General features: G+C 66.5%; 21 protein-coding genes. 12 read left to right on the top strand and 9 right to left on the bottom strand.

Annotation, left to right across the window (positions count from 1 at the left end; genetic code table 11):
* The first annotated feature begins 18 nt into the window (after window positions 1-18).
* The 7 genes from IU459_RS23995 to IU459_RS24025 all read left to right on the top strand — a co-directional run bounded on the left by IU459_RS23995 (window position 19) and on the right by IU459_RS24025 (window position 6,337).
* On the top strand, window positions 19-597 hold the full coding sequence (locus IU459_RS23995) for an FKBP-type peptidyl-prolyl cis-trans isomerase (RefSeq protein WP_195131824.1): 579 nt from the start codon (window positions 19-21) through the stop codon (window positions 595-597).
* Between the two features lie 247 nt (window positions 598-844).
* Window positions 845-2,221 carry a trigger factor gene (gene tig / locus IU459_RS24000; protein WP_195131825.1) on the top strand — a complete coding sequence of 459 codons (1,377 nt, stop codon included), beginning with the start codon at window positions 845-847 and terminating at the stop codon, window positions 2,219-2,221.
* A 236-nt stretch (window positions 2,222-2,457) separates the two neighbouring features.
* Complete coding sequence (locus IU459_RS24005) at window positions 2,458-3,045, top strand: ATP-dependent Clp protease proteolytic subunit (protein WP_039796608.1); 588 nt, start codon at window positions 2,458-2,460, stop codon at window positions 3,043-3,045.
* 70 nt (window positions 3,046-3,115) lie between these two features.
* Window positions 3,116-3,784, top strand: coding sequence for an ATP-dependent Clp protease proteolytic subunit (locus IU459_RS24010; protein ID WP_067475990.1), 669 nt, complete (start codon window positions 3,116-3,118; stop codon window positions 3,782-3,784).
* A 429-nt stretch (window positions 3,785-4,213) separates the two neighbouring features.
* Window positions 4,214-5,494 (top strand): ATP-dependent Clp protease ATP-binding subunit ClpX, encoded by a 1,281-nt coding sequence (clpX, locus tag IU459_RS24015; protein ID WP_195131826.1) that lies wholly within the window; start codon window positions 4,214-4,216, stop codon window positions 5,492-5,494.
* 146 nt (window positions 5,495-5,640) lie between these two features.
* Complete coding sequence (locus tag IU459_RS24020) at window positions 5,641-6,048, top strand: STAS domain-containing protein (protein WP_195131827.1); 408 nt, start codon at window positions 5,641-5,643, stop codon at window positions 6,046-6,048.
* A 28-nt stretch (window positions 6,049-6,076) separates the two neighbouring features.
* The gene (locus IU459_RS24025; protein WP_228838416.1) at window positions 6,077-6,337 is read left to right on the top strand and encodes a ribosomal protein L7/L12; all 261 of its coding nucleotides are present in this window, start codon (window positions 6,077-6,079) and stop codon (window positions 6,335-6,337) included.
* Between the two features lie 183 nt (window positions 6,338-6,520).
* Here IU459_RS24025 and IU459_RS24030 read toward each other — a convergent pair whose 3' ends face one another.
* The 5 genes from IU459_RS24030 to IU459_RS24050 form a co-directional block, all read right to left on the bottom strand.
* Window positions 6,521-7,399: a hypothetical protein gene (locus IU459_RS24030; protein ID WP_228838417.1), complete on the bottom strand. Its 879-nt coding sequence runs from the start codon at window positions 7,397-7,399 to the stop codon at window positions 6,521-6,523.
* Between the two features lie 205 nt (window positions 7,400-7,604).
* Window positions 7,605-8,174, bottom strand: a complete 570-nt coding sequence (locus IU459_RS24035) for a carboxymuconolactone decarboxylase family protein (protein ID WP_195131829.1) — start codon at window positions 8,172-8,174, stop codon at window positions 7,605-7,607.
* A gap of 98 nt (window positions 8,175-8,272) precedes the next feature.
* Window positions 8,273-8,650, bottom strand: a complete 378-nt coding sequence (locus IU459_RS24040; protein WP_195131830.1) for a nuclear transport factor 2 family protein — start codon at window positions 8,648-8,650, stop codon at window positions 8,273-8,275.
* 39 nt (window positions 8,651-8,689) lie between these two features.
* Window positions 8,690-9,484 carry an AraC family transcriptional regulator gene (locus IU459_RS24045; protein WP_195131831.1) on the bottom strand — a complete coding sequence of 265 codons (795 nt, stop codon included), beginning with the start codon at window positions 9,482-9,484 and terminating at the stop codon, window positions 8,690-8,692.
* Window positions 9,485-9,657: 173 nt separating this feature from the next.
* Entirely contained in the window at window positions 9,658-10,290 is a 633-nt protein-coding gene (locus tag IU459_RS24050; RefSeq protein WP_195131832.1) for a dihydrofolate reductase family protein, read from the bottom strand.
* 194 nt (window positions 10,291-10,484) lie between these two features.
* Between IU459_RS24050 and mihF the strand changes: the two genes are divergently transcribed.
* Complete coding sequence (gene mihF, locus IU459_RS24055) at window positions 10,485-10,799, top strand: integration host factor, actinobacterial type (protein WP_040775700.1); 315 nt, start codon at window positions 10,485-10,487, stop codon at window positions 10,797-10,799.
* 244 nt (window positions 10,800-11,043) lie between these two features.
* On the opposite strand, the gene IU459_RS24060 is transcribed toward mihF, so the two are convergent.
* The 3 genes from IU459_RS24060 to IU459_RS24070 all read right to left on the bottom strand — a co-directional run bounded on the left by IU459_RS24060 (window position 11,044) and on the right by IU459_RS24070 (window position 14,801).
* Complete coding sequence (locus IU459_RS24060; RefSeq protein ID WP_195131833.1) at window positions 11,044-11,586, bottom strand: hypothetical protein; 543 nt, start codon at window positions 11,584-11,586, stop codon at window positions 11,044-11,046.
* An 81-nt stretch (window positions 11,587-11,667) separates the two neighbouring features.
* A complete protein-coding gene (gene fdhD, locus IU459_RS24065) occupies window positions 11,668-12,507 on the bottom strand; it encodes a formate dehydrogenase accessory sulfurtransferase FdhD (protein WP_195131834.1) in 840 nt (279 codons plus the stop codon).
* Window positions 12,504-14,801 carry an FdhF/YdeP family oxidoreductase gene (locus IU459_RS24070; protein WP_195131835.1) on the bottom strand — a complete coding sequence of 766 codons (2,298 nt, stop codon included), beginning with the start codon at window positions 14,799-14,801 and terminating at the stop codon, window positions 12,504-12,506. The genes fdhD and IU459_RS24070 overlap by 4 nt, the downstream gene beginning before the upstream one ends.
* 89 nt (window positions 14,802-14,890) lie before the next feature.
* On the opposite strand from IU459_RS24070, the gene IU459_RS40145 reads away from it, so the two are divergent.
* Complete coding sequence (locus tag IU459_RS40145) at window positions 14,891-15,214, top strand: type II toxin-antitoxin system RelE/ParE family toxin (protein ID WP_369123100.1); 324 nt, start codon at window positions 14,891-14,893, stop codon at window positions 15,212-15,214.
* Between the two features lie 50 nt (window positions 15,215-15,264).
* Window positions 15,265-15,549 (top strand): helix-turn-helix domain-containing protein, encoded by a 285-nt coding sequence (locus IU459_RS24080; protein WP_067475959.1) that lies wholly within the window; start codon window positions 15,265-15,267, stop codon window positions 15,547-15,549.
* A 271-nt stretch (window positions 15,550-15,820) separates the two neighbouring features.
* On the opposite strand, the gene IU459_RS24085 is transcribed toward IU459_RS24080, so the two are convergent.
* Window positions 15,821-16,198, bottom strand: a complete 378-nt coding sequence (locus IU459_RS24085; protein ID WP_195131836.1) for a hypothetical protein — start codon at window positions 16,196-16,198, stop codon at window positions 15,821-15,823.
* Window positions 16,199-16,751: 553 nt separating this feature from the next.
* Between IU459_RS24085 and IU459_RS24090 the strand changes: the two genes are divergently transcribed.
* Complete coding sequence (locus tag IU459_RS24090) at window positions 16,752-17,273, top strand: DUF6879 family protein (RefSeq protein ID WP_195131837.1); 522 nt, start codon at window positions 16,752-16,754, stop codon at window positions 17,271-17,273.
* Complete coding sequence (locus IU459_RS24095) at window positions 17,270-18,106, top strand: helix-turn-helix domain-containing protein (RefSeq protein ID WP_195131838.1); 837 nt, start codon at window positions 17,270-17,272, stop codon at window positions 18,104-18,106. Before IU459_RS24090 ends, IU459_RS24095 begins: the two co-directional genes overlap by 4 nt.
* The last annotated feature ends 46 nt before the right edge of the window (window positions 18,107-18,152 follow it).

An 18,152-nucleotide genomic window follows, 5' to 3' on the forward strand; every position in this document is an offset into this window, starting at 1 on the left:
TGCACTAAGGTCCGCGGCATGCACATTCTCGGAAGGATCATCGGGATCGGCGCCATCGCCGCGACGACCGTCGCGCTGGCCGCCTGCGGGTCGGACGACGAGACCTCCACCGCTGTCACCACCACCAAAGCCACCGCCCAGGCGGGTCCTTCCGCAGCGCAGCGCCCGGCCACGCCGAGCAAGGGCCGCGAATGCACCGCCGACGACATCCGCGTGACCGGGGATTTCGGCGCCGCGCCGACAATCACCATCCCGGACGACTGCGACCCGCCCAAGCAGCTGATCGTCAAGGACCTCAGCACGGGCAGCGGGCCCGGCGCCGTGGCCGGCCAGCAGCTGACCATGAATTACGCGCTGGTCACCTGGTCGGACAAGAAGACGCTGGACAGCTCGTTCGACCGCGGCAAGCCGTTCCAGCTCACTCTCGGCGGCGGCCAGGTCATCGATGGCTGGGACCAAGGGCTGGTCGGCGTCCAGGAGGGCTCGCGCAGGCTGCTGGTCGTGCCGCCGGAGCTCGGCTACGGCGCCGGTGGGCGCGGCATCGCGCCGTACGAGACGCTGGTGTTCGTTACCGACGTGGTGTCGGTGGGGAAGTAGCCCGAACCGTCGCGGCCTGCGCCGGGCACCGCCGAGTGCAGGTCCGCTCGGCCGGTCAACTAACCTGGTCGGGATGCGTCGCGCACACCGCATTCCTCGTCGTCCCGGCCGAGGCCGGGAACCCGGGTCGGACCGGCGCCGGTGGCGGCTGCCGGCGTAGCGCCGCTTCGCTGCCATTCCGACCGCCGGGGTGGGGCACGCACACCCGAACGTCAACCAGTACGAACAACGAACAAGGAGCATGTCCGTGAAGAGCACCGTCGAGCAGCTGAGCCCGACCCGGGTCCGGATCAATGTCGAGGTGCCCTTCGAGGAGCTGAAGCCGGATTTCGACCGCGCGTACAAGGCACTGGCCAAGCAGGTCCGCATCCCCGGCTTCCGTCCCGGTAAAGCGCCCGCGAAGCTGCTCGAGGCCCGCCTCGGCCGTGGCGCGATCCTGGAGCAGGTCGTCAACGACGCGTTGCCCGGCCGCTACAGCGAGGCGGTCACCACCTCCGAGGTGAAGGTCATCGGGCAGCCCGAGATCGAGATCACCAAGATCGAAGACGGCCAGGAGCTCGCCTTCACGGCCGAGGTCGATGTGCGTCCGGAGATCACCCTGCCGGATTACTCCGGCATCGCGGTCACCGTTGACGCGATCAGCGTCGGTGACGAGGACATCGAGGAGCAGCTGCAGTCGCTGCGGCAGCGCTTCGGCACGCTGACCGGCGTCGAGCGCCCGGTGCGCGACGGCGACTTCGTCTCGATCGATCTGTCCGCGACCGTGGACGGCGAAGAGGTGCCCGAGGCCGCCACCACCGGCCTGTCCCACGAGGTCGGCTCCGGCCAGCTCATCGAGGGCCTGGACGAGGCGCTGGTCGGGCTGTCGGCGGGCGAGTCGAAGGAGTTCACCTCGACGCTGGTCGCCGGCGAGCACGCGGGCAAGGACGCGGTCATCACGGTGACGGTGCAGTCGGTCAAGGAGCGCGAGCTGCCCGAGGCCGACGACGAGTTCGCCCAGCTGGCCAGTGAATTCGACACCCTGGATGAGCTGAAGGCCGACCTGCGCGGCCGCGTCGAGCGGGTCAAGAAGGTGCAGCAGGCGGGCGATATCCGCGACAAGGTGCTGGAGACCTTGCTGGAGCAGGTCGAGGTGCCGCTGCCGGAGGCCGTGGTCAAGGCCGAGATCGACGCCGTGACCCATGACGCGGTGCACGGCTTCGACCACGACGAGGCCAAGTTCGCCGAGGCGCTCGAGGCGCAGGGCAGCACCCGCGAGGAGTTCGACGCCGACACCAAGGAGGCCGCCGAGAAGTCGGTGAAGACCCAGCTGCTGCTGGACGCGATCGCCGAGGCGGAGGGCACCCAGGTCGGTCAGGAGGAGCTCACCGAGCGCATCCTGTTCCAGGCGCAGCGCTACGGCATGTCGCCGGAGCAGTTCATCCAGCAGGTGCAGCAGGCGGGCCAGCTCGGCGCGGTGTTCGCCGACGTGCGCCGCGGCAAGGCGCTGGCCGGGGTGGTCGGCCAGGTGACCGTCACCGACTCCGCGGGCAACCCGGTGGACACCGCCGAAATGTTCGGCGCTCCGGCGGATTCCGCGGACGAGGGCAACGCAGAGGAGACGTCCGCGGCGGACGCCGAATAATTCCATGAAATACCCGCGCTATCGGCGCCCGAGGGGTGCACTGATTGCGCTGTGAGCGAAGAAAGGGCGGTACCGGGAGTTCGGTGCCGCCCTGCTTCGTTAATGTTTGTGACGACAAGTTGGATACGCCCTGTCCAATCGGGTGCGGCATATCCGACCAGTGATGGCTATGTGGCAATCCGCAACGAGCCGGTGAGAGAAGGCAGGTATCCGTGACAATCAACCAGGCAGGGGTCATGACAACCGCGACTGCTGGTCTCAATCTCAGTGATTCGGTGTACGAGCGCCTGCTGCGTGAGCGCATCATCTTCCTCGGCACCCAGGTCGACGACGACATCGCGAACAAGCTGTGCGCGCAGATCCTGTTGCTGTCGGCGGAAGATCCCACCAAGGACATCTCGCTCTACATCAACTCGCCGGGCGGTTCGGTGACCGCGGGCATGGCCATCTACGACACGATGCAGTTCGCCGAGTGCGACATCGCCACCTACGGCATGGGCCTGGCCGCGTCGATGGGACAGTTCCTGCTCACCGCGGGCACCAAGGGCAAGCGGTACGCGCTGCCGCACGCGCGGATCATGATGCACCAGCCGTCGGCGGGCATCGGCGGTTCGGCGGCCGACATCGCGATCATGGCCGAGCAGTTCGCGCACACGAAGCGGGAGCTGAACGAGCTGCAGGCCCTGCACACCGGCAAGTCCGTGGAGCAGGTCACCGCCGACGCCGACCGGGACCGCTGGTTCACCGCGTCCGAAGCCCTGGAGTACGGCTTCATCGACCACGTGATCAGCCACGCGAACCAGGCCAACGGCGCCAAGAAGTAACGCACCGGATCACCCACAGGCCCCCGGACGCCTCGAACGTCCGGCCGCCGCACCGACTTTGGAGACGAAGATGGCCAATCTGATCGACCCGCGCGCCGGCCTGTCCGGCATCGCACCGCAGAGCCCGCAGGCGCGCTATATCCTGCCGTCGTTCATCGAGCACTCGAGCTTCGGCGTCAAGGAGTCCAACCCGTACAACAAGCTGTTCGAGGAGCGCATCATCTTCCTCGGCGTGCAGGTGGACGACGCCTCGGCGAACGACATCATGGCGCAGCTGCTGGTGCTCGAGTCGCTGGACCCCGACCGCGACATCACCATGTACATCAACTCGCCCGGTGGCTCGTTCACCTCGCTGATGGCCATCTACGACACCATGCAGTACGTGCGCGCCGACGTCGCCACCGTATGCCTGGGCCAGGCCGCCTCCGCCGCGGCCGTGCTGCTGGCCGCGGGCACCCCTGGCAAGCGCGCCTGCCTGCCCAACGCCCGCGTGCTCATCCACCAGCCGTCGCTGGAGGGCGGTATCCAGGGACAGGTGTCGGACCTGGAGATCCAGGCCGCCGAGATCGAGCGGATGCGCCGCCTGATGGAGACCACGCTGGCGCGGCACACCGGCAAGGACGCCGACACCATCCGCAAGGACACCGACCGCGACAAGATCCTGACGGCCGAGGAGGCCAAGGAGTACGGGATCATCGATACGGTGTTCGACTACCGCAAGCTCAGCGCGCAGAAGTGACGCACATTCGGGTAGTTTTCGGGTAGAACCCCGAAGGGGCGAATCGCCGATCCCGGCGGCGCTTCGCTCGAAAGACGCTCTTACAACAGGGAATTCCGGCCGGGAGGTATGTCGAAGGCATGCTGCCCGGCCGGACCGCTTCCCCGTCGCCGGCGATTCGGACGATTTCGTTCGGACCCCGGCGTCGCGCGGCGGTCGGTCGGAGGTCACGGTGGCCACCGTGTGCGCAACCCGCGCGAGGAAACATGCGCGAGTTGTCGACCTCCATCCCGCACACCGGGTACGGTCAACCTAGGGACCTTTGCTCCCGGTTGCGGGCACTGTCCACCAGCTCCGAAACAGTCGATGCGTTTGCGGCTGCGAAAGCGGTGGACAGCTGGCAACCTGGACGGACGGTTGCACGCGGACAAGGAAGTAGGGACCCACGAGATGGCGCGCATCGGAGATGGCGGCGATCTGCTGAAGTGCTCGTTCTGTGGAAAGAGCCAGAAGCAGGTCAAGAAGCTCATTGCGGGACCAGGGGTGTACATCTGCGACGAGTGCATCGATCTCTGCAACGAGATCATCGAGGAGGAGCTCGCCGAATCCAGCGAGGTCAAGCTCGATGAGTTGCCCAAGCCCGCCGAGATCCGGGACTTCCTGGAGAACTACGTCATCGGGCAGGACACCGCCAAGCGCACCCTCGCGGTGGCCGTCTACAACCATTACAAGCGCATCCAGGCCGGTGACAAAGGTCGCGACAGCCGCGGCGAGACCGTCGAGCTGGCCAAGTCGAACATCCTGATGCTCGGCCCCACCGGCTGCGGCAAGACCTATCTGGCCCAAACGCTGGCGAAGATGCTGAACGTGCCGTTCGCCATCGCCGACGCCACCGCGCTCACCGAGGCCGGATACGTCGGCGAGGACGTGGAGAACATCCTGCTGAAGCTGATCCAGGCGGCGGACTACGACGTCAAGCGCGCCGAGACCGGCATCATCTACATCGACGAGGTCGACAAGATCGCGCGCAAGAGCGAGAATCCGTCGATCACCCGCGACGTGTCCGGCGAGGGTGTGCAGCAGGCGCTGCTGAAGATCCTGGAGGGCACCCAGGCGAGCGTGCCGCCGCAGGGCGGGCGCAAGCACCCGCACCAGGAGTTCATCCAGATCGACACCACCAACGTGCTGTTCATCGTGGCGGGCGCGTTCGCGGGCCTGGAGAAGATCATCTCCGACCGCACCGGCCACCGGGGCATCGGCTTCGGCGCCGAGGTCAGGTCCAAGGCCGAGATCGACACCACCGACCACTTCGCCGAAGTGATGCCGGAGGACCTGATCAAGTTCGGTCTGATCCCCGAGTTCATCGGCCGTCTGCCGGTGGTCGCCTCGGTGACCAACCTGGACAAGGAATCGCTGGTCAAGATCCTTTCCGAGCCGAAGAACGCGCTGGTCAAGCAGTACGTCCGGTTATTCGAGATGGACGGGGTCGACCTCGAGTTCACCGACGACGCGCTGGAGGCCGTCGCCGACCAGGCCATCCTGCGCGGCACTGGTGCGCGTGGTCTGCGGGCGATCATGGAGGAAGTCCTGCAGCCCGCGATGTACGACATTCCCAGCCGCGACGACGTCGCCAAGGTGGTCGTCAACGCGGACACCGTCAACGACAACGTGCTGCCCACCATCGTCCCGCGCAAGGCGCAGCGGCCGGAGCGCCGGGAGAAGTCGGCATAATTCCGCGTGTGGCGGCTCGGCCGGTTGGGTACTCCTCTGTGAGGGTTGAGCAAACAGCCTAGTTCCGACGGGTGTGTCGTCCGGAGCGAATCGTTACCGCGGGCGTCATTCTCGAGATCCCCGCGGACGGCTGGACCGAGGTCCTCATGTCGACAGCTTTCGCCACTCCTCCGTTTTTCGTTACCGACGCCCGCAAAGCCGACCATCCGGCCGAGCGGCTGCAAACTTCCGTTACTTCCCCGAGCGACCAGGTCACACTGTGCGCCGTCGCGGGCGAGGTCGACCACTACACCGCCGACGTGCTCCGCCGCCAACTGATCGGAGCACTGGGCACGGCGGCACCGCTGGTAGTCGTCGATCTATCCAAAGTCACGTTCTTCGGCATCGCCGGGCTACGGGTGCTGATCGAGGCACGATCCCGGCTAGGAACCGACCAGCGCCTACGCTTGGTCACCGGACCGCGGTGCGTAGACCGGCTGCTCGAGGTCGCCGCCGACGTCGCCTCCTTCGAGACCATGGCGAGTCTCGCTCATGCCGTGCTGGACGCCGCCTGAGGTCCGTGCCGGTCACTACGATCGGGGCATGTTTGCCCATCGGCGTTTGGAGCGCAAGGTCGACGCGTTGCACTACAAGCTCGACCTGATCATGAACCATCTCGGCATTCAGCAGGCCGTCACCCCGCTCATTCCGTCACCGCTCGTTCCGAGCGGTGACGGGATGGCCGAGATCGACGCGCTTCTGATGCGGGGCAAGAAGATTCACGCGATCAAGCGATACCGCGAACTCACCGGGTGCGGTCTCAAAGAGGCCAAAGACGCGGTGGAACGGCGATATCCGTACTGAGTCCGACGCCGACGGCACCGCGTGCCGGTCTCTATGGGAGGCGCGACGCGCGGTGCCGTGCCGGAACGATCGGCACACTTTGCGGGGGCGGCTGGAGGAACTGCATGGTTGCGCGGTGGTCCGGTGCCGCCTCGGCATTCGTAGACGCGAAGTGCCGCGTAACCGTTCGCGCAGCGGGATCTGCTATCGGTGCGCGCTGGGGACCAAACGGTCGTCGTTCTGCACGGCCACCGGCAGGTCGGGTTCCACGCCGACCTCCGCCGCGTATTCCGGAAGCGGTTCGGATCCGATGGGGTCCGGGAGATTTCGGACCTCTTCGGTGGCGATGCCGATCGCACGGCCATAGCGTGCGCTGGCGGCATCGTGGATGAGCAGCGCGACGCCGATCATCACCGGCGCGACCCCGTGCACCGCCGCGTCGAACCACCGGCCCGCACTCACGTACGGGTAGGTATTCAGGCCGACGGTGAGCGCCAGCAACGAGATCTCGGCTGCCGCGACCTGGGTGCGATTGTCCAGCACGCCCCACTCGGTGACCTTGTTCGTGCCGATCATGATGATGATCAGCGACACGCTGATCATCGCCTCCAGCAGATAACTGAACCAGTACAGCGGGTCGGTCGGCCCGCCGGGCGCGATGTTCTGCTGGACGTTGACCGCCGACCACAGCATCCCCGCGGCGACCACGCCCGCGAGCGCGCCGAGCGACCACGAGCGGTGCCGGTACAGCGACGCCAGCCTGGCGTGCGGGCTGGACGCGCGCCGCTGCGCGGCAATGGCCTTGCGCGCCAAGAGGAGGTCCCTGATCTCGGCCTTCTCGATGGCCTCGGTGGTGTGCCGCGCCCGGTCGGATGCCGCTGACGCCGCCTCGGCCTGCTTCCAGCGCTGTTCCCGGTCCTGGGTCCGGATCCGTTCGGCCAGTTCGCGTTCGGCGTGCAGTTCCTCCTCCGACAGCGCGCCGGTCAGCGCCGGGTCGAACTGGTAGGCGAGGCGGCCCCTGGCCTTCTCGACCCGCCTCGCGAGCCGCGCGACGTCGTCGTCCAGGGGATGTTCGTCGAGCATGCGGCTCCAAACGGTTGAGCGGAGGGGAACTCGAGAAACCGAAGACGCCGACTCGCCCTACCGGGTCACCGAATGCGACACGGTAGCTCGACGACCGGCGTCAACACCTCCTATTCATAGTCCATTCCCGGCCGCAGCGACAGCCCGGAGCGGAAGCGGCGTCAGAAGGCCTGGTCGGACAGGGGATTCCGGCAGTGGCGAACCGTCACGCCCAAGGCACCCGGCACGAATCGGTGCTGAAGCCCTGTGCCGTGATGCCGAGCGCTGAATAGGACCGAGCGCGCGAGTTTTCCAGCGCGATGTGATAGGTGAGTTCCACGACCCCGGCGCGCCCGAAGCGCCGCTCCAGATCGGCGACCTGCTCGTCGGTGACCGAGGTCGGTGTCGCGGTCATCGCGTCGGCGTAGGCGATGGCGGCGCGCTCGTCGTCGGAATACAGCGGCGAGGTGGCGTAATCGGCGATGTGTTCGAGCCGTTCGGTGTCCAGCTCGCCGAGGCGCATGAGCATGGCGCCGAAGTCGACGCACCACGAGCAGCCGATCGTCCACGCCGTGCGGTAGACCGCGATCTCGCGGATGACGGCGGGCAGGACCTTGCTGGCCTTGTCGACCATCGTCTCGTGGACGGCGTTCGCGACGAGCAGCTTGGGATGGTTGGCGGCGACGGCGAACGGCTCCGGCACTTCCCGGAAGCGGCGCTTGGCGAACCGGTACAGCAGCTTCGTCACCGGTCCGGCTTGTCGCGGGGTGACGGCGGCGATGCGGGTGGCGCCCATGTCGATCTCCTTCGATCAGCGGATATGGCTCCTACTTCTCGGACGAGAGACCGTGCCGGAATGTGATGGGGTCATGATGTGACCCGGCCCACGGTGGACTACTCGGGCTCGACCCGCATGTCCTGCTGACTCCAGTAGGCACGCATCCCGGTGATCCGGCCTTCGTCGTCGAACTCCATCACGTCGATCGGCGAGACGGTGAAACGCTTCCCGCCGACCCTCGTGACGAGGGTGAACGGGAACGCGGCCTGGTTACCCGCGATCCTGATCTCCTCGGGCCGCAGTTCGGTCTCCCGATCCAACGCGGCGATCACCTCGTAGAACTCGCGGATGGCGGCGTGTCCCTGCCGGGCGGGGGTGCCGACCGGGTCCTCCACGATCGCGTCGGGTGCGTAGAGGTCGACGATGTCCTCGGTCGGGCCCGAGCCGACCAGCTTCACGTACCGCTCGACCACGTCGCGGATCTGTTTGGCCACCGAACCTCCTACGAAGTGAAACGTGTTCTAATTTCTAGCCTAGCAAGTCCGCGCCCCTGGTTCGATCCCTCCGGCGTCATCCAGGACGACGATCCGGACGCCGGTGGCCAGAAGAGCGGTGGCGGACAGCCCGAACAGGGTGTGGAAGGCGTCGCTGAAATGGGAGGGGCTGGCGAACCCCGCGTCGATCGACGCGACGGTGAGGTTCTCGCCTTTGGCGATCGCCCGGCCGACGCCGAGCATCCTGGCCCAGAGCCGGTACCGCCGGAACGAGGTTCCCGCCTGTGCCGCGAAGAGATGCAGGAATCGGGACTCCGACAGGTGCGCCGCCGCGGCGAACCGTCCGGCGGTGAACTCGTGGGCAGGGTGCGCCAGCAGCGTCGCCATGGCGGCCGCGACGCGGTCGTCCAGGGGCGGATGAGGTGCCGAGCCGGCCAGATCCGCCAGCGATCGCGCGTCGGGCCTGGCACGGGCCGCCGCTGCCGCCAAGGCGGCCTCTTCTCGGTGATTCAGTCCGAAGTCGTTGTCCCACAGGGTCATCCGGTCGCGGCATGCGCGCGCTCCCGGTGATCCCGGATCGAGATAGCAGAACATCATGTTCTCGGCGCCCGCGATCACCCGGTGTACGCGGCGCGGTGGGATCAGCGCGCTGCGCACGGTGCGCGCGACGCCGTCCGCCTCCAGGGTGAACGGGGCGTCCACGCCGACAGCCAGGCAGTCCACGGCGGTCGAATGGGCGTCCAGGCGCAGCGACGGTCCGCGATAGATCGCCTGCCCGGCCCATAGCCACAGCGCCGCGGGCGAGCTCGCTTGCGGTGGAGTGCTCGGCGTCATCCGGCCATGCTGGCACGGACGTGCGCAGAGCGGCAGTTGTTCGGTTAGGCGATCGGCGGAGCCGACCGAGCCGGGTTTCGGGGGAGCGCCGTTGATCCCCCTCTGGTTCGCCGTTGAACCGCGACCCGCGCTAGGTATTGCTGCTGACTGTGTCGGGGAAGAGGTCGCCGTTGTTACTGAGCAGCCGCGGTCGCTTCGTCGGTGTAGTCGCCGTACCGCGGAGCGCCTGCGTTGCGGTAGGTGCTGATCACCACGCCGCTGCCGGTTACCCGAGAGTCGGTGAGCCGGAGTCCGGTGGGCTGGATATCGCTGGTGAACAGCCGTTTGCCGGTGCCGAGCAGCACCGGGAAGGTGAGCAGATACAGGGTGTCGAACAGGCCGTTTGCCAGCAGGGTGTGGGCCAGGTTGCCGCTGCCGTGCACCTGGAGTTCGCGGCCGGGATGCTGCTTCAGCGCGGTCACCTCGGCGACCAGGTCGCCGCGCAGTAACTGCGTGCCCGCCCACTCGGCGCGCTCCAGGGTGGAGGTCGCGACGTACTTCGGCAGCGCGTTGAGCTTCGCGGCGACCGGATTGTCCGGGTCGGTGACCTTCGGCCAGTAGCCCGCGAAGATCTCGTAGGTGCGCCGTCCGAGCAGGAACGCGTCCACCCGCTCGAACACCTCGTCGACGAACGCGCCGAAATCCGCGTCGCCGAACGGCACCGACCACCCGCCGTGGGTGAATCCGCCACTGGTGTCCTCCTGCGGCCCACCGGGCGCCTGATAGACGCCGTCGACGGTGACGAACTGGGTCAGGGACAGCTCCATGACGTGGTGTTCCTTTCGTCCGTTTCGCCCGCTGGGCACGGGCCGGTTACCCGTTCCGACGGCGTGGACCGGGGAAATTCATCGCTATTTCCGCTGCTCGTGCCCCGGTGTGTCGAGCTTGTGCGCCCGGTGCCGTGATGTTTACTCGGTCCGGTCAACCAGAGGTTCGAGTGACGAGTGGAAGCGGAGGAGACATGGCACTGCCTACCATGACCGCAGAGCAGCGCACCGAGGCGTTGGCCAAGGCGGCAGCGGTCCGCAAGGCACGCTCCGAACTGATCGGCAAGGTGAAGGCGGGCAAGGTTTCCGTCGCCGACCTGCTCAAGAAGGCCGACACCGACGAGCTGGTCAAGAAGACCAAGGTGGCCGCCGTGATCAAGGCCCTGCCCGGTGTCGGCCCGGTGAAAGCCGCGAAGCTGATGGACCAGGCGGAGATTCCGGAAGATCGCCGCATCGGCGGCCTGGGCGCGCGTCAGCGTGCGGCGCTGCTCGAGGCGCTGAAGGACTGACCGGCGGGAGACGCGCGGCGACCCGGCGTCCGCACCGGATCACGCCCGTGGTGATCGCCCACGGGCGTCCCGGACTTGTGAGCGAGCGCCGGCGAGCGAACCGACAACAGCGCGCACTCGCGCAGGACGGAGCCGAGCGCCGGCGAGGCGCAGTCGTGGGCCAGCGCCGGCGAGCGAACCGAACGACACAACGCGCCCTCCCGCACGACGCCGGCCGGGCGCGGTCGTGCGTGCCGTGCGTCGGTCAGCGGGACGCGCGCGGACGGCGGCGCGGGAAGCGCAGGGTGATCGGCTGCGGGTCCGACAGCGGGAGATCGCCGCGCGGCGGAACGAAAACGCAGACCAGCCCGCCGACCACGAGCAGGAACGCGGCGATCAGGCTGGCCGTGAAGTTGCCCGCGCCAAGCTCGGCGGGCTTGTGCAGGGCGTGGTAGAGGAAATGCGGGATGGCGAAGGTCAGCCAGCCGACGCCCGCGATCCGGGCTGCCGTAGTGCCGTTGACGACCAGCGCGGCGATCGTGACGGCGGTCAGCGCCAGGAAGAACGCCCCGACGTCGCCGGTCAGATGGTGGTTGAAGGGGCCGTCGGCAGCTACCCACTGGACACCGAAGCCCGGAAAGCTGGTGTACCAGGAGTGCGGCGCCAGGGTGGCCCACAGGCCGACGATCGCGCCCTGCACGGCCAAGATCGCCAGGACGATCCGTGTGGCCAGCAGGCGGCGGCGGTACTGCTCGAACCGCATCCGCACGCGCAGGCCCTCGGAGTTCCCCTCGAGCGAGATCCGCATCGGCCGCTCCATTCTCGCCGAACCCGTTCCGACTGTGTGCAGTCACGGTAAGTCGGACCATCCGTTACAGGCAATAGGGAATCAGGCCATGAGTGCGGACCTGCCGGGTTCGGTGCGGATCCGTTCGGGGGTGCTGTAGACGTTCATGGTGTCGCCGCGCAGGAAGCCGACCAGGGTGAGCCCGGCGTCCGCGGCGAGGTCGACCGCGAGCGAACTCGGCGCCGACACCGCGCCGAGCATCGGGATACCGGCCATGACGGCCTTCTGGACCAGTTCGAACGAGGCGCGCCCGCTCACGATCAGCACCAGATCGTGGGCGGGAACGCGGTTTTCGCGCAGCGCCCAGCCGATCACCTTGTCCACGGCGTTGTGCCTGCCGATGTCCTCACGTACCGCGAGCGCGGTGCCGTCGGCGGTGAACAGTCCTGCCGCGTGCAGGCCGCCGGTGGCGTCGAACACCGATTGGCGGTCTCGAAGGCTGTCGGGCATGGCGGCGAGCACGCGCGTGTCCACCGCCGGGCCGTCATTCGGCAAGGGGAACCGCGTGCGGGTGCGCACATCGTCCAAGGCGGTCTTGCCGCACAGGCCGCACGCGCCGGTGGTCGGGAAGGCGCGGGTGGGCACCGGAACTGGCGTGCGCAAGGTGACATCAAGGACGTTGTAGGTGTTGTGTCCCTGGTCGTCGGTGCCCGCGCAGTAGCGGGCGGCGACGATGTCTGCTGCGGAACCGATCATGGCTTCGCTCAGCAGGAATCCGTGCACCAGGTCGATGTCGTTGCCGGGCGTGCGCATGGTGACGGTGAGCGATTGCCCGTCGATGCGGATTTCCAGGGGTTCTTCGACCGCGAGGGTGTCCGGACGCTGGATTTCGCCGGTGGGTGAGATCCGGCGCATCCGGCGGCGGGCGGTGACGCGGCTCATGAGGAACTCGGCTCGAAGCGGACGGTGACCGCTTTGGCGACGGGTGTATTCGACCGCGCGGCGACGTGGTCCAGCGGCACCAAGGGGTTGGTCTCGGGGTAGTAGGCGGCGGCGTTGCCGCGCGGGGTGGGATAGGAGACCAGGCGGAACCCCTCGACGCGGCGTTCGGTGCCGTCGGTCCACTCGGACACCACGTCGACCAGGTCGCCGTCGGCGAAGCCGGACGCGGAGATGTCGTCGGGGTGCACGAGCACCACTTTGCGTCCGCCGTGCACGCCGCGGTAGCGGTCGTCGAGGCCGTAGATCGTGGTGTTGTATTGGTCGTGGCTGCGCAGCGTCTGCAGAATCAGCCTGCCCTCCGGCGCCGGCAGCCAGGTGAGCTCGTTGACCGCGAAGTTGGCCTTGCCGGTGACGGTGCGGAATTCGCGGGCATCGCGCGGCGGGTGTGGGAGCTGGAATCCATTGCGCTGCCGGACTTTCGTGTTGTAGTCCGCGCAGCCGGGCACCACTCGGGCGATGGCGTCGCGAATGGCGTCGTAGTCGCGGGCGAACCGAGCCCACGGCACCGGATGGTCCGCGCCGAACAACGCTTGCGCGAGTTCGCAGACGATCGCGACTTCACTGCGGAGTTGGTCGCTGACCGGCTTCAGCCGCCCGGTGGACAGATGCACCATGGACATCGAATCCTCCACCGACACTTGCTGTTTGGTGCCGTCCGGGGACAGATCCAGGTCGGTGCGCCCGAGGGTGGGCAGAATCAGCGCGGTGCGGCCGTGCACGACGTGGCTGCGGTTGAGTTTGGTAGAGATCTGCACGGTGAGCGCGCAGCCACGCAGCGCGGCCTCGGTCACCGCGGTGTCCGGGGTTGCGGCCACGAAGTTGCCACCCATGCCGAGGAAGACCTTCGCGCGACCGTCGCGCATGGCGCGGATGGCCGCGACCGTGTCGAGGCCGTGCCCACGGGGGCTGGTGATGCCGAACTCGGCGTCGAGGGCATCGAGGAAGGTGGCGGGCATCTTCTCCCAGATGCCCATGGTGCGGTCGCCCTGGACGTTCGAGTGGCCGCGCACCGGGCAGACGCCCGCGCCCGGCTTGCCGATCATTCCCCGTAGCAGCAGCAGGTTCGTGGCTTCCTCGATCGTGGCCACGGCGTGGGTCTGCTGAGTCAGGCCCATCGCCCAGCAGACGATGATGTTCTTCGATCGCGCGAACAGGTCGGCGGTGTGCTCGAGTTCCGTCATGCTCAGGCCGGTCGCTGCCAGGACGGTGTCGAAATCGACCGCGCGAATATGCTTTTCGTATTCGGCGTAGCCGGCGCAGTGGCTGTCGACGAAATCGCGGTCGACCACCGTTCCCGGCGCCCGGTCCTCGGCTTCCAGCAGCAGGCGGCCGAGCGCTTGGAACAGCGCCATATCGCCGCCGAGCCGAATCTGCAAGAAGTCGTCGGCGATCGGCATGCCGGTGGTGAGGCCCTTGACCGTCTGCGGATCGCGGAAGCCGAGCAGCCCCGTCTCCGGCAGCGGATTCACCGCGACGATCTGGGCGCCCTCGGCCTTCGCGCCCGCCAGCGCGCTGAGCATGCGCGGATGGTTGGTGCCCGGGTTCTGGCCCGCGACGATGATCAGGTCCGCCTTCTCGAAGTCATCGATGGAGACCGAGCCCTTGCCGATCCCGATCGAACTCGACAGCGCGGCGCCGGAGGACTCGTGACACATGTTCGAGCAGTCCGGCAGGTTGTTGGTGCCGTAGCTGCGCACCAGGAGTTGGTAGAGGAACGCGGTCTCGTTGCTGGTGCGGCCGGAGGTGTAGAAGACGGCCTCGTCGGGTGAAGCCAGACCGCGCAACGTGTCCGCGATCAACCGGTAGGCGTCCGCCCAGGCGATCGGCGCATAGTGGGTGCCGCCGGGACGCAGCACCATCGGGTGGGTCAACCGGCCCTGCTGGCCCAGCCAATACCCCGACTTGCCGCTCAGTTCGGCGATCGAGTGCGCCGCGAAGAACTCCGGGCCGACGGTGCGCAGCGTCGCTTCCTCCGCGACCGCCTTCGCCCCGTTCTCGCAGAACTCCGCGGGCCTGCGGTGACCGCTCGGCTCCGGCCAGGCACAGCCCGGGCAGTCGAACCCGTGCACCTGGTTGACCCGCGCCAGGGTACGAGCGGTCCGGATGACGCCCATCTCCTCGACCGAGCGCTTCAAGGCCACCGCCACCGCGGTCACGCCCGCGGCCTCCTCCTTGGGCGGAGTCACGGTCAGCTCGGACTCGTCGATGTCCCGGCTCGGTCCGTTTCGATGCATGCCGCCATTGTCCTCCCGAGTCGCCCGTGCCGGTGTGCGCACTGGGCATCACAGGGCTGGATATCACATCTGTGTGATACTGTTGACGGGTGCTGTACGAGATCCTCGCGGAACCTGAGGTAGTCGAGTTTCTGTACTGCCTGGACCCCGCTAGCCGTGCGGCGGCAGACCATCGCGCTGGACTCCTCGCCGAACTCGGGCCGCAACTCGGGGAACCGTACAGTCGCTTCCTTGGCGATGGAGTGCGAGAGCTCAGGTTCGTCCTCTCCACCAGTCAAAGCGCGCATTACCTACTGGTTCCCGGGCGGGCAGGTAATCATCATGCTCACCGCCTTCACAAAACAGCGGCAGCGGGAGTCCGGCGAGGTCGAGCGAGCGAAGCATGCGCGGAAGGTCTGCGAAACGGAGCATGACAGGACTTACCAGCACATCATCACACTGTAGAAAGGAGACCTACGTCCCGATGATCACGCAAGAGGAATTCGACCGCCGTACCGCCGAACAACGAGCAACTCCCGAATACCAGCAGGCGTACAGGAATGCCGAGATCGCCTACCGGGTGGGAAAGATGGTCCGAGAAGCGCGGGAAGCGCGGGGCTGGACGCAAATCGAGCTAGCCGCCCGCTCCGGGCTGAAGCAGCACGCGATCTCGCGCCTCGAGGCTGGGGACGTGGTACCGACACTCACCACCCTGGAAAAGATCGCGCAAGCGTTCGGTGGGCATGTGCACGTGAACATCGCGGCATAGCAACCTGCTGATGGCCGCCACGTACGGCCAGTTCTCGGCGCGACTACAGCCGGACAGCCGCCGAGCGCGCTAGACGACTACCCGGGAATATCGGCTATTCCCTGATGTAGGCCTCCGTCGGATGGGTGGAAATCCACTGTGGTTGCAGCTGATCCAATCCCCGCTGCGAATACCGACCGACCAGCATACGCGCGCCGGAACGACGTCCATCGGCCTTCGAGACGCGCCGGAGCTTCCATGTTGCCTGGATCGCCGATCGGGCGCCAAAGCATCAACGACCAAGGGTCTTGATCCAGAAGTCGTACTCGGCCGGCGAGAACATCCGGCCATTGGTGCAACCGAATGCCCATCGTGCGTAGGTGTTCTCGGGCTGCACCGTGATCACGTCGACGACTTTCACCAGCTCGGCCGGCACGTCCGCGCCGAAGTGCTGGGGATTGGGCACGATCACGGCATCGACATCGATCCGCCGGACCACGTTCAGCAGCCGACTCAACGGGCAATCGGTCCTGGGGCCGAACACCACGGTCTTCGCCAGTTCGTACCCGAGTCGCTTTGCAAGGCTGCGGATTTGGATCTCGTCCCAGGTCTGGGACACACCGGAAACATCTCGGCGCAGGTATCCGATCGCCGTTGGCCGTGGTCTCATCTTCCCTCCTCATCCGTTGGTGAGCACCCGACGCCGGGGAACAGTCGTGCCGATGACCTGGTGACTTGGACTCACCCGGCGTCGCGTGCCTGTGGCAGACGCTACGAAGCATCCATTGGCCAGCGCCAGCAGTATGCACAAGGTTGCAAAAATTCGTCTTCCAGCTGACAAAGCCTGCAATTCCGAGGACCATGTACCTGGTGCGGGAATACTCGTGCATAGAACTAGGCAGGGGGCCACAACATGCGCCTACAGTTCCTTGGCAAGGGTGGGTCAGACGTTGGCGGATGTCCGACTCTGTACGCCACCGACCAGGACAGCTACCTCGTTCAAGGCTGGCGAACCGAAAAGTCCGGCACAGTGGAGATCCCACACTTGCTACTCGGGTTCCCTGAGCCGGATACGTTTATCGGCGCGACGATGACGGACACCGGGCGAGGGACGTTTACCCTCACCGGGCGACCTATCGCCGAGCCTGAGACCCTGGCGCAACTCGACCTAGCGCCCAACGAAACAGCGATTGAAGTTCCGAGGATCAGGAGGACGTTCTACGGTGCTCTACCTTCAGCATGAGCCGCCGGACTGGGTGACCCTGTTCCGCGGCTGCAAAGCCGAAGCATTCCATCTAGAGGTGCGGGACGCGTACGCTGTGCCAACCGAGTCGGACCGGTTTCGACGGTTTCTCGAAGGTGAGCCACCCCTGCCGGACGAGCACAAGAACCGGTGGCTGGATCTCGTGCAGGAAACCGTCGGTCGGGGCGTAGCGGTAAGCCGGATACGGGTTGTCACCGAGCCACACACCGACTATCACCGCTGGTTGTTATCTGTGACGGGTAGCAATGTGGAAGCTGGGGAAGACATACGGTATGTACCTCGGCATGTCGTCGGCGATGTCCCACCAGATGATTGGTGGCTCGTAGACAACGACCGTGTTGTCTACAACTTGGTCAACGAGCACGAGAAGCCGGCGGGCCTAGCTGTAACCACCGATCCCCGGATAGTCCAGTACTGCCAAGGTGTGCGCGAACGGCTCTGGGAGTTGGCGACACCGTACGCGGAGTACGTCAAGCAGTGACCGAAAGCGTTCACGACGCTCGGGAAGCTCTCGGGGCCCGGCTCCGGGAGCTTCGCCGTTCGGCCGGGCTCACCGGCCGGAAGCTGGCCGAGCTGTCCGGATGGCACCAGACCAAGGTGTCGAAGATCGAGTACGGACGGATCAAGCCGTCCGATGACGATTTACGCGCGTACTGTGTCCACACTGGGGCGGAAGACCAACTACCAGACCTTCTGGCGACGCGGCACAACATCGAAACGGCCTATCTCGAATGGCGGAAGGTGCTCGGTACCGGGCTCAAGCGCCGACAACAGAAGTCCCTGCAGCTCGAAGCCGAAGCAACATTCATCCGCGACTACCAACCTCAGATCGTCCCCGGTCTTCTGCAGACGGCGGAATACGCCGAAGCCAAGCTGAGGCGGGGCATGGAGTTCCACCAGGTACCCGACGACTTGGACGAAGCCGTGTCGAATCGGATGGAACGGCAACGCATCCTCTATCAGCGCGACCACCGGTTTCACTTTCTCATCGCTGAGCAAGCGCTCTACACAACCGTAGGCAGCGATGACGTGATGATCGGTCAGCTCGACAGGTTGGCCTCAATAATCGGCATGCCGCGCGTCACACTCGGCATAGTCGCGGCGACGGCTGAAGCGCTAGTGGTGTCAACCAACTTCGTCATGTTCGACAACCGACTCGTAATGGTGGAAGGAACAGCTGCAGAGCTGACCATCACGCAACCGCGCGAGATAGCAATCTACATACGCGCGTTCGAAACGCTTGCCAGGCAGTCCGTGACCGGCGATAAAGCCAGGGACTTGATCAGGGGGGCGCTCGACCGGCGGCGTTCGTAGTCCCACAGGTCACACTCGTTGGACTTCGCTGTCTCGGACACGTTCG

It is taken from the genome of Nocardia amamiensis (assembly GCF_015477605.1).
Lineage (GTDB): Bacteria > Actinomycetota > Actinomycetes > Mycobacteriales > Mycobacteriaceae > Nocardia > Nocardia amamiensis_A.

Excerpts from the sequence above, each read along its gene's own strand:
- IU459_RS24045 (WP_195131831.1), bottom strand. The coding sequence starts at position 9,484 with ATGACGCCGAGCACTCCACCGCAAGCGAGCTCGCCCGCGGCGCTGTGG.
- IU459_RS24060 (WP_195131833.1), bottom strand. The coding sequence starts at position 11,586 with ATGCGGATCTCGCTCGAGGGGAACTCCGAGGGCCTGCGCGTGCGGATG.
- IU459_RS24025 (WP_228838416.1), top strand. The coding sequence starts at position 6,077 with ATGTTTGCCCATCGGCGTTTGGAGCGCAAGGTCGACGCGTTGCACTAC.
- IU459_RS24030 (WP_228838417.1), bottom strand. The coding sequence starts at position 7,399 with ATGCTCGACGAACATCCCCTGGACGACGACGTCGCGCGGCTCGCGAGG.
- IU459_RS24080 (WP_067475959.1), top strand. The coding sequence starts at position 15,265 with ATGATCACGCAAGAGGAATTCGACCGCCGTACCGCCGAACAACGAGCA.
- IU459_RS24010 (WP_067475990.1), top strand. The coding sequence starts at position 3,116 with ATGGCCAATCTGATCGACCCGCGCGCCGGCCTGTCCGGCATCGCACCG.
- IU459_RS24050 (WP_195131832.1), bottom strand. The coding sequence starts at position 10,290 with ATGGAGCTGTCCCTGACCCAGTTCGTCACCGTCGACGGCGTCTATCAG.
- IU459_RS23995 (WP_195131824.1), top strand. The coding sequence starts at position 19 with ATGCACATTCTCGGAAGGATCATCGGGATCGGCGCCATCGCCGCGACG.
- IU459_RS24070 (WP_195131835.1), bottom strand. The coding sequence starts at position 14,801 with ATGCATCGAAACGGACCGAGCCGGGACATCGACGAGTCCGAGCTGACC.
- IU459_RS24035 (WP_195131829.1), bottom strand. The coding sequence starts at position 8,174 with ATGGGCGCCACCCGCATCGCCGCCGTCACCCCGCGACAAGCCGGACCG.
- IU459_RS24020 (WP_195131827.1), top strand. The coding sequence starts at position 5,641 with ATGTCGACAGCTTTCGCCACTCCTCCGTTTTTCGTTACCGACGCCCGC.
- IU459_RS24085 (WP_195131836.1), bottom strand. The coding sequence starts at position 16,198 with ATGAGACCACGGCCAACGGCGATCGGATACCTGCGCCGAGATGTTTCC.
- clpX (WP_195131826.1), top strand. The coding sequence starts at position 4,214 with ATGGCGCGCATCGGAGATGGCGGCGATCTGCTGAAGTGCTCGTTCTGT.
- mihF (WP_040775700.1), top strand. The coding sequence starts at position 10,485 with ATGGCACTGCCTACCATGACCGCAGAGCAGCGCACCGAGGCGTTGGCC.
- IU459_RS24005 (WP_039796608.1), top strand. The coding sequence starts at position 2,458 with ATGACAACCGCGACTGCTGGTCTCAATCTCAGTGATTCGGTGTACGAG.
- fdhD (WP_195131834.1), bottom strand. The coding sequence starts at position 12,507 with ATGAGCCGCGTCACCGCCCGCCGCCGGATGCGCCGGATCTCACCCACC.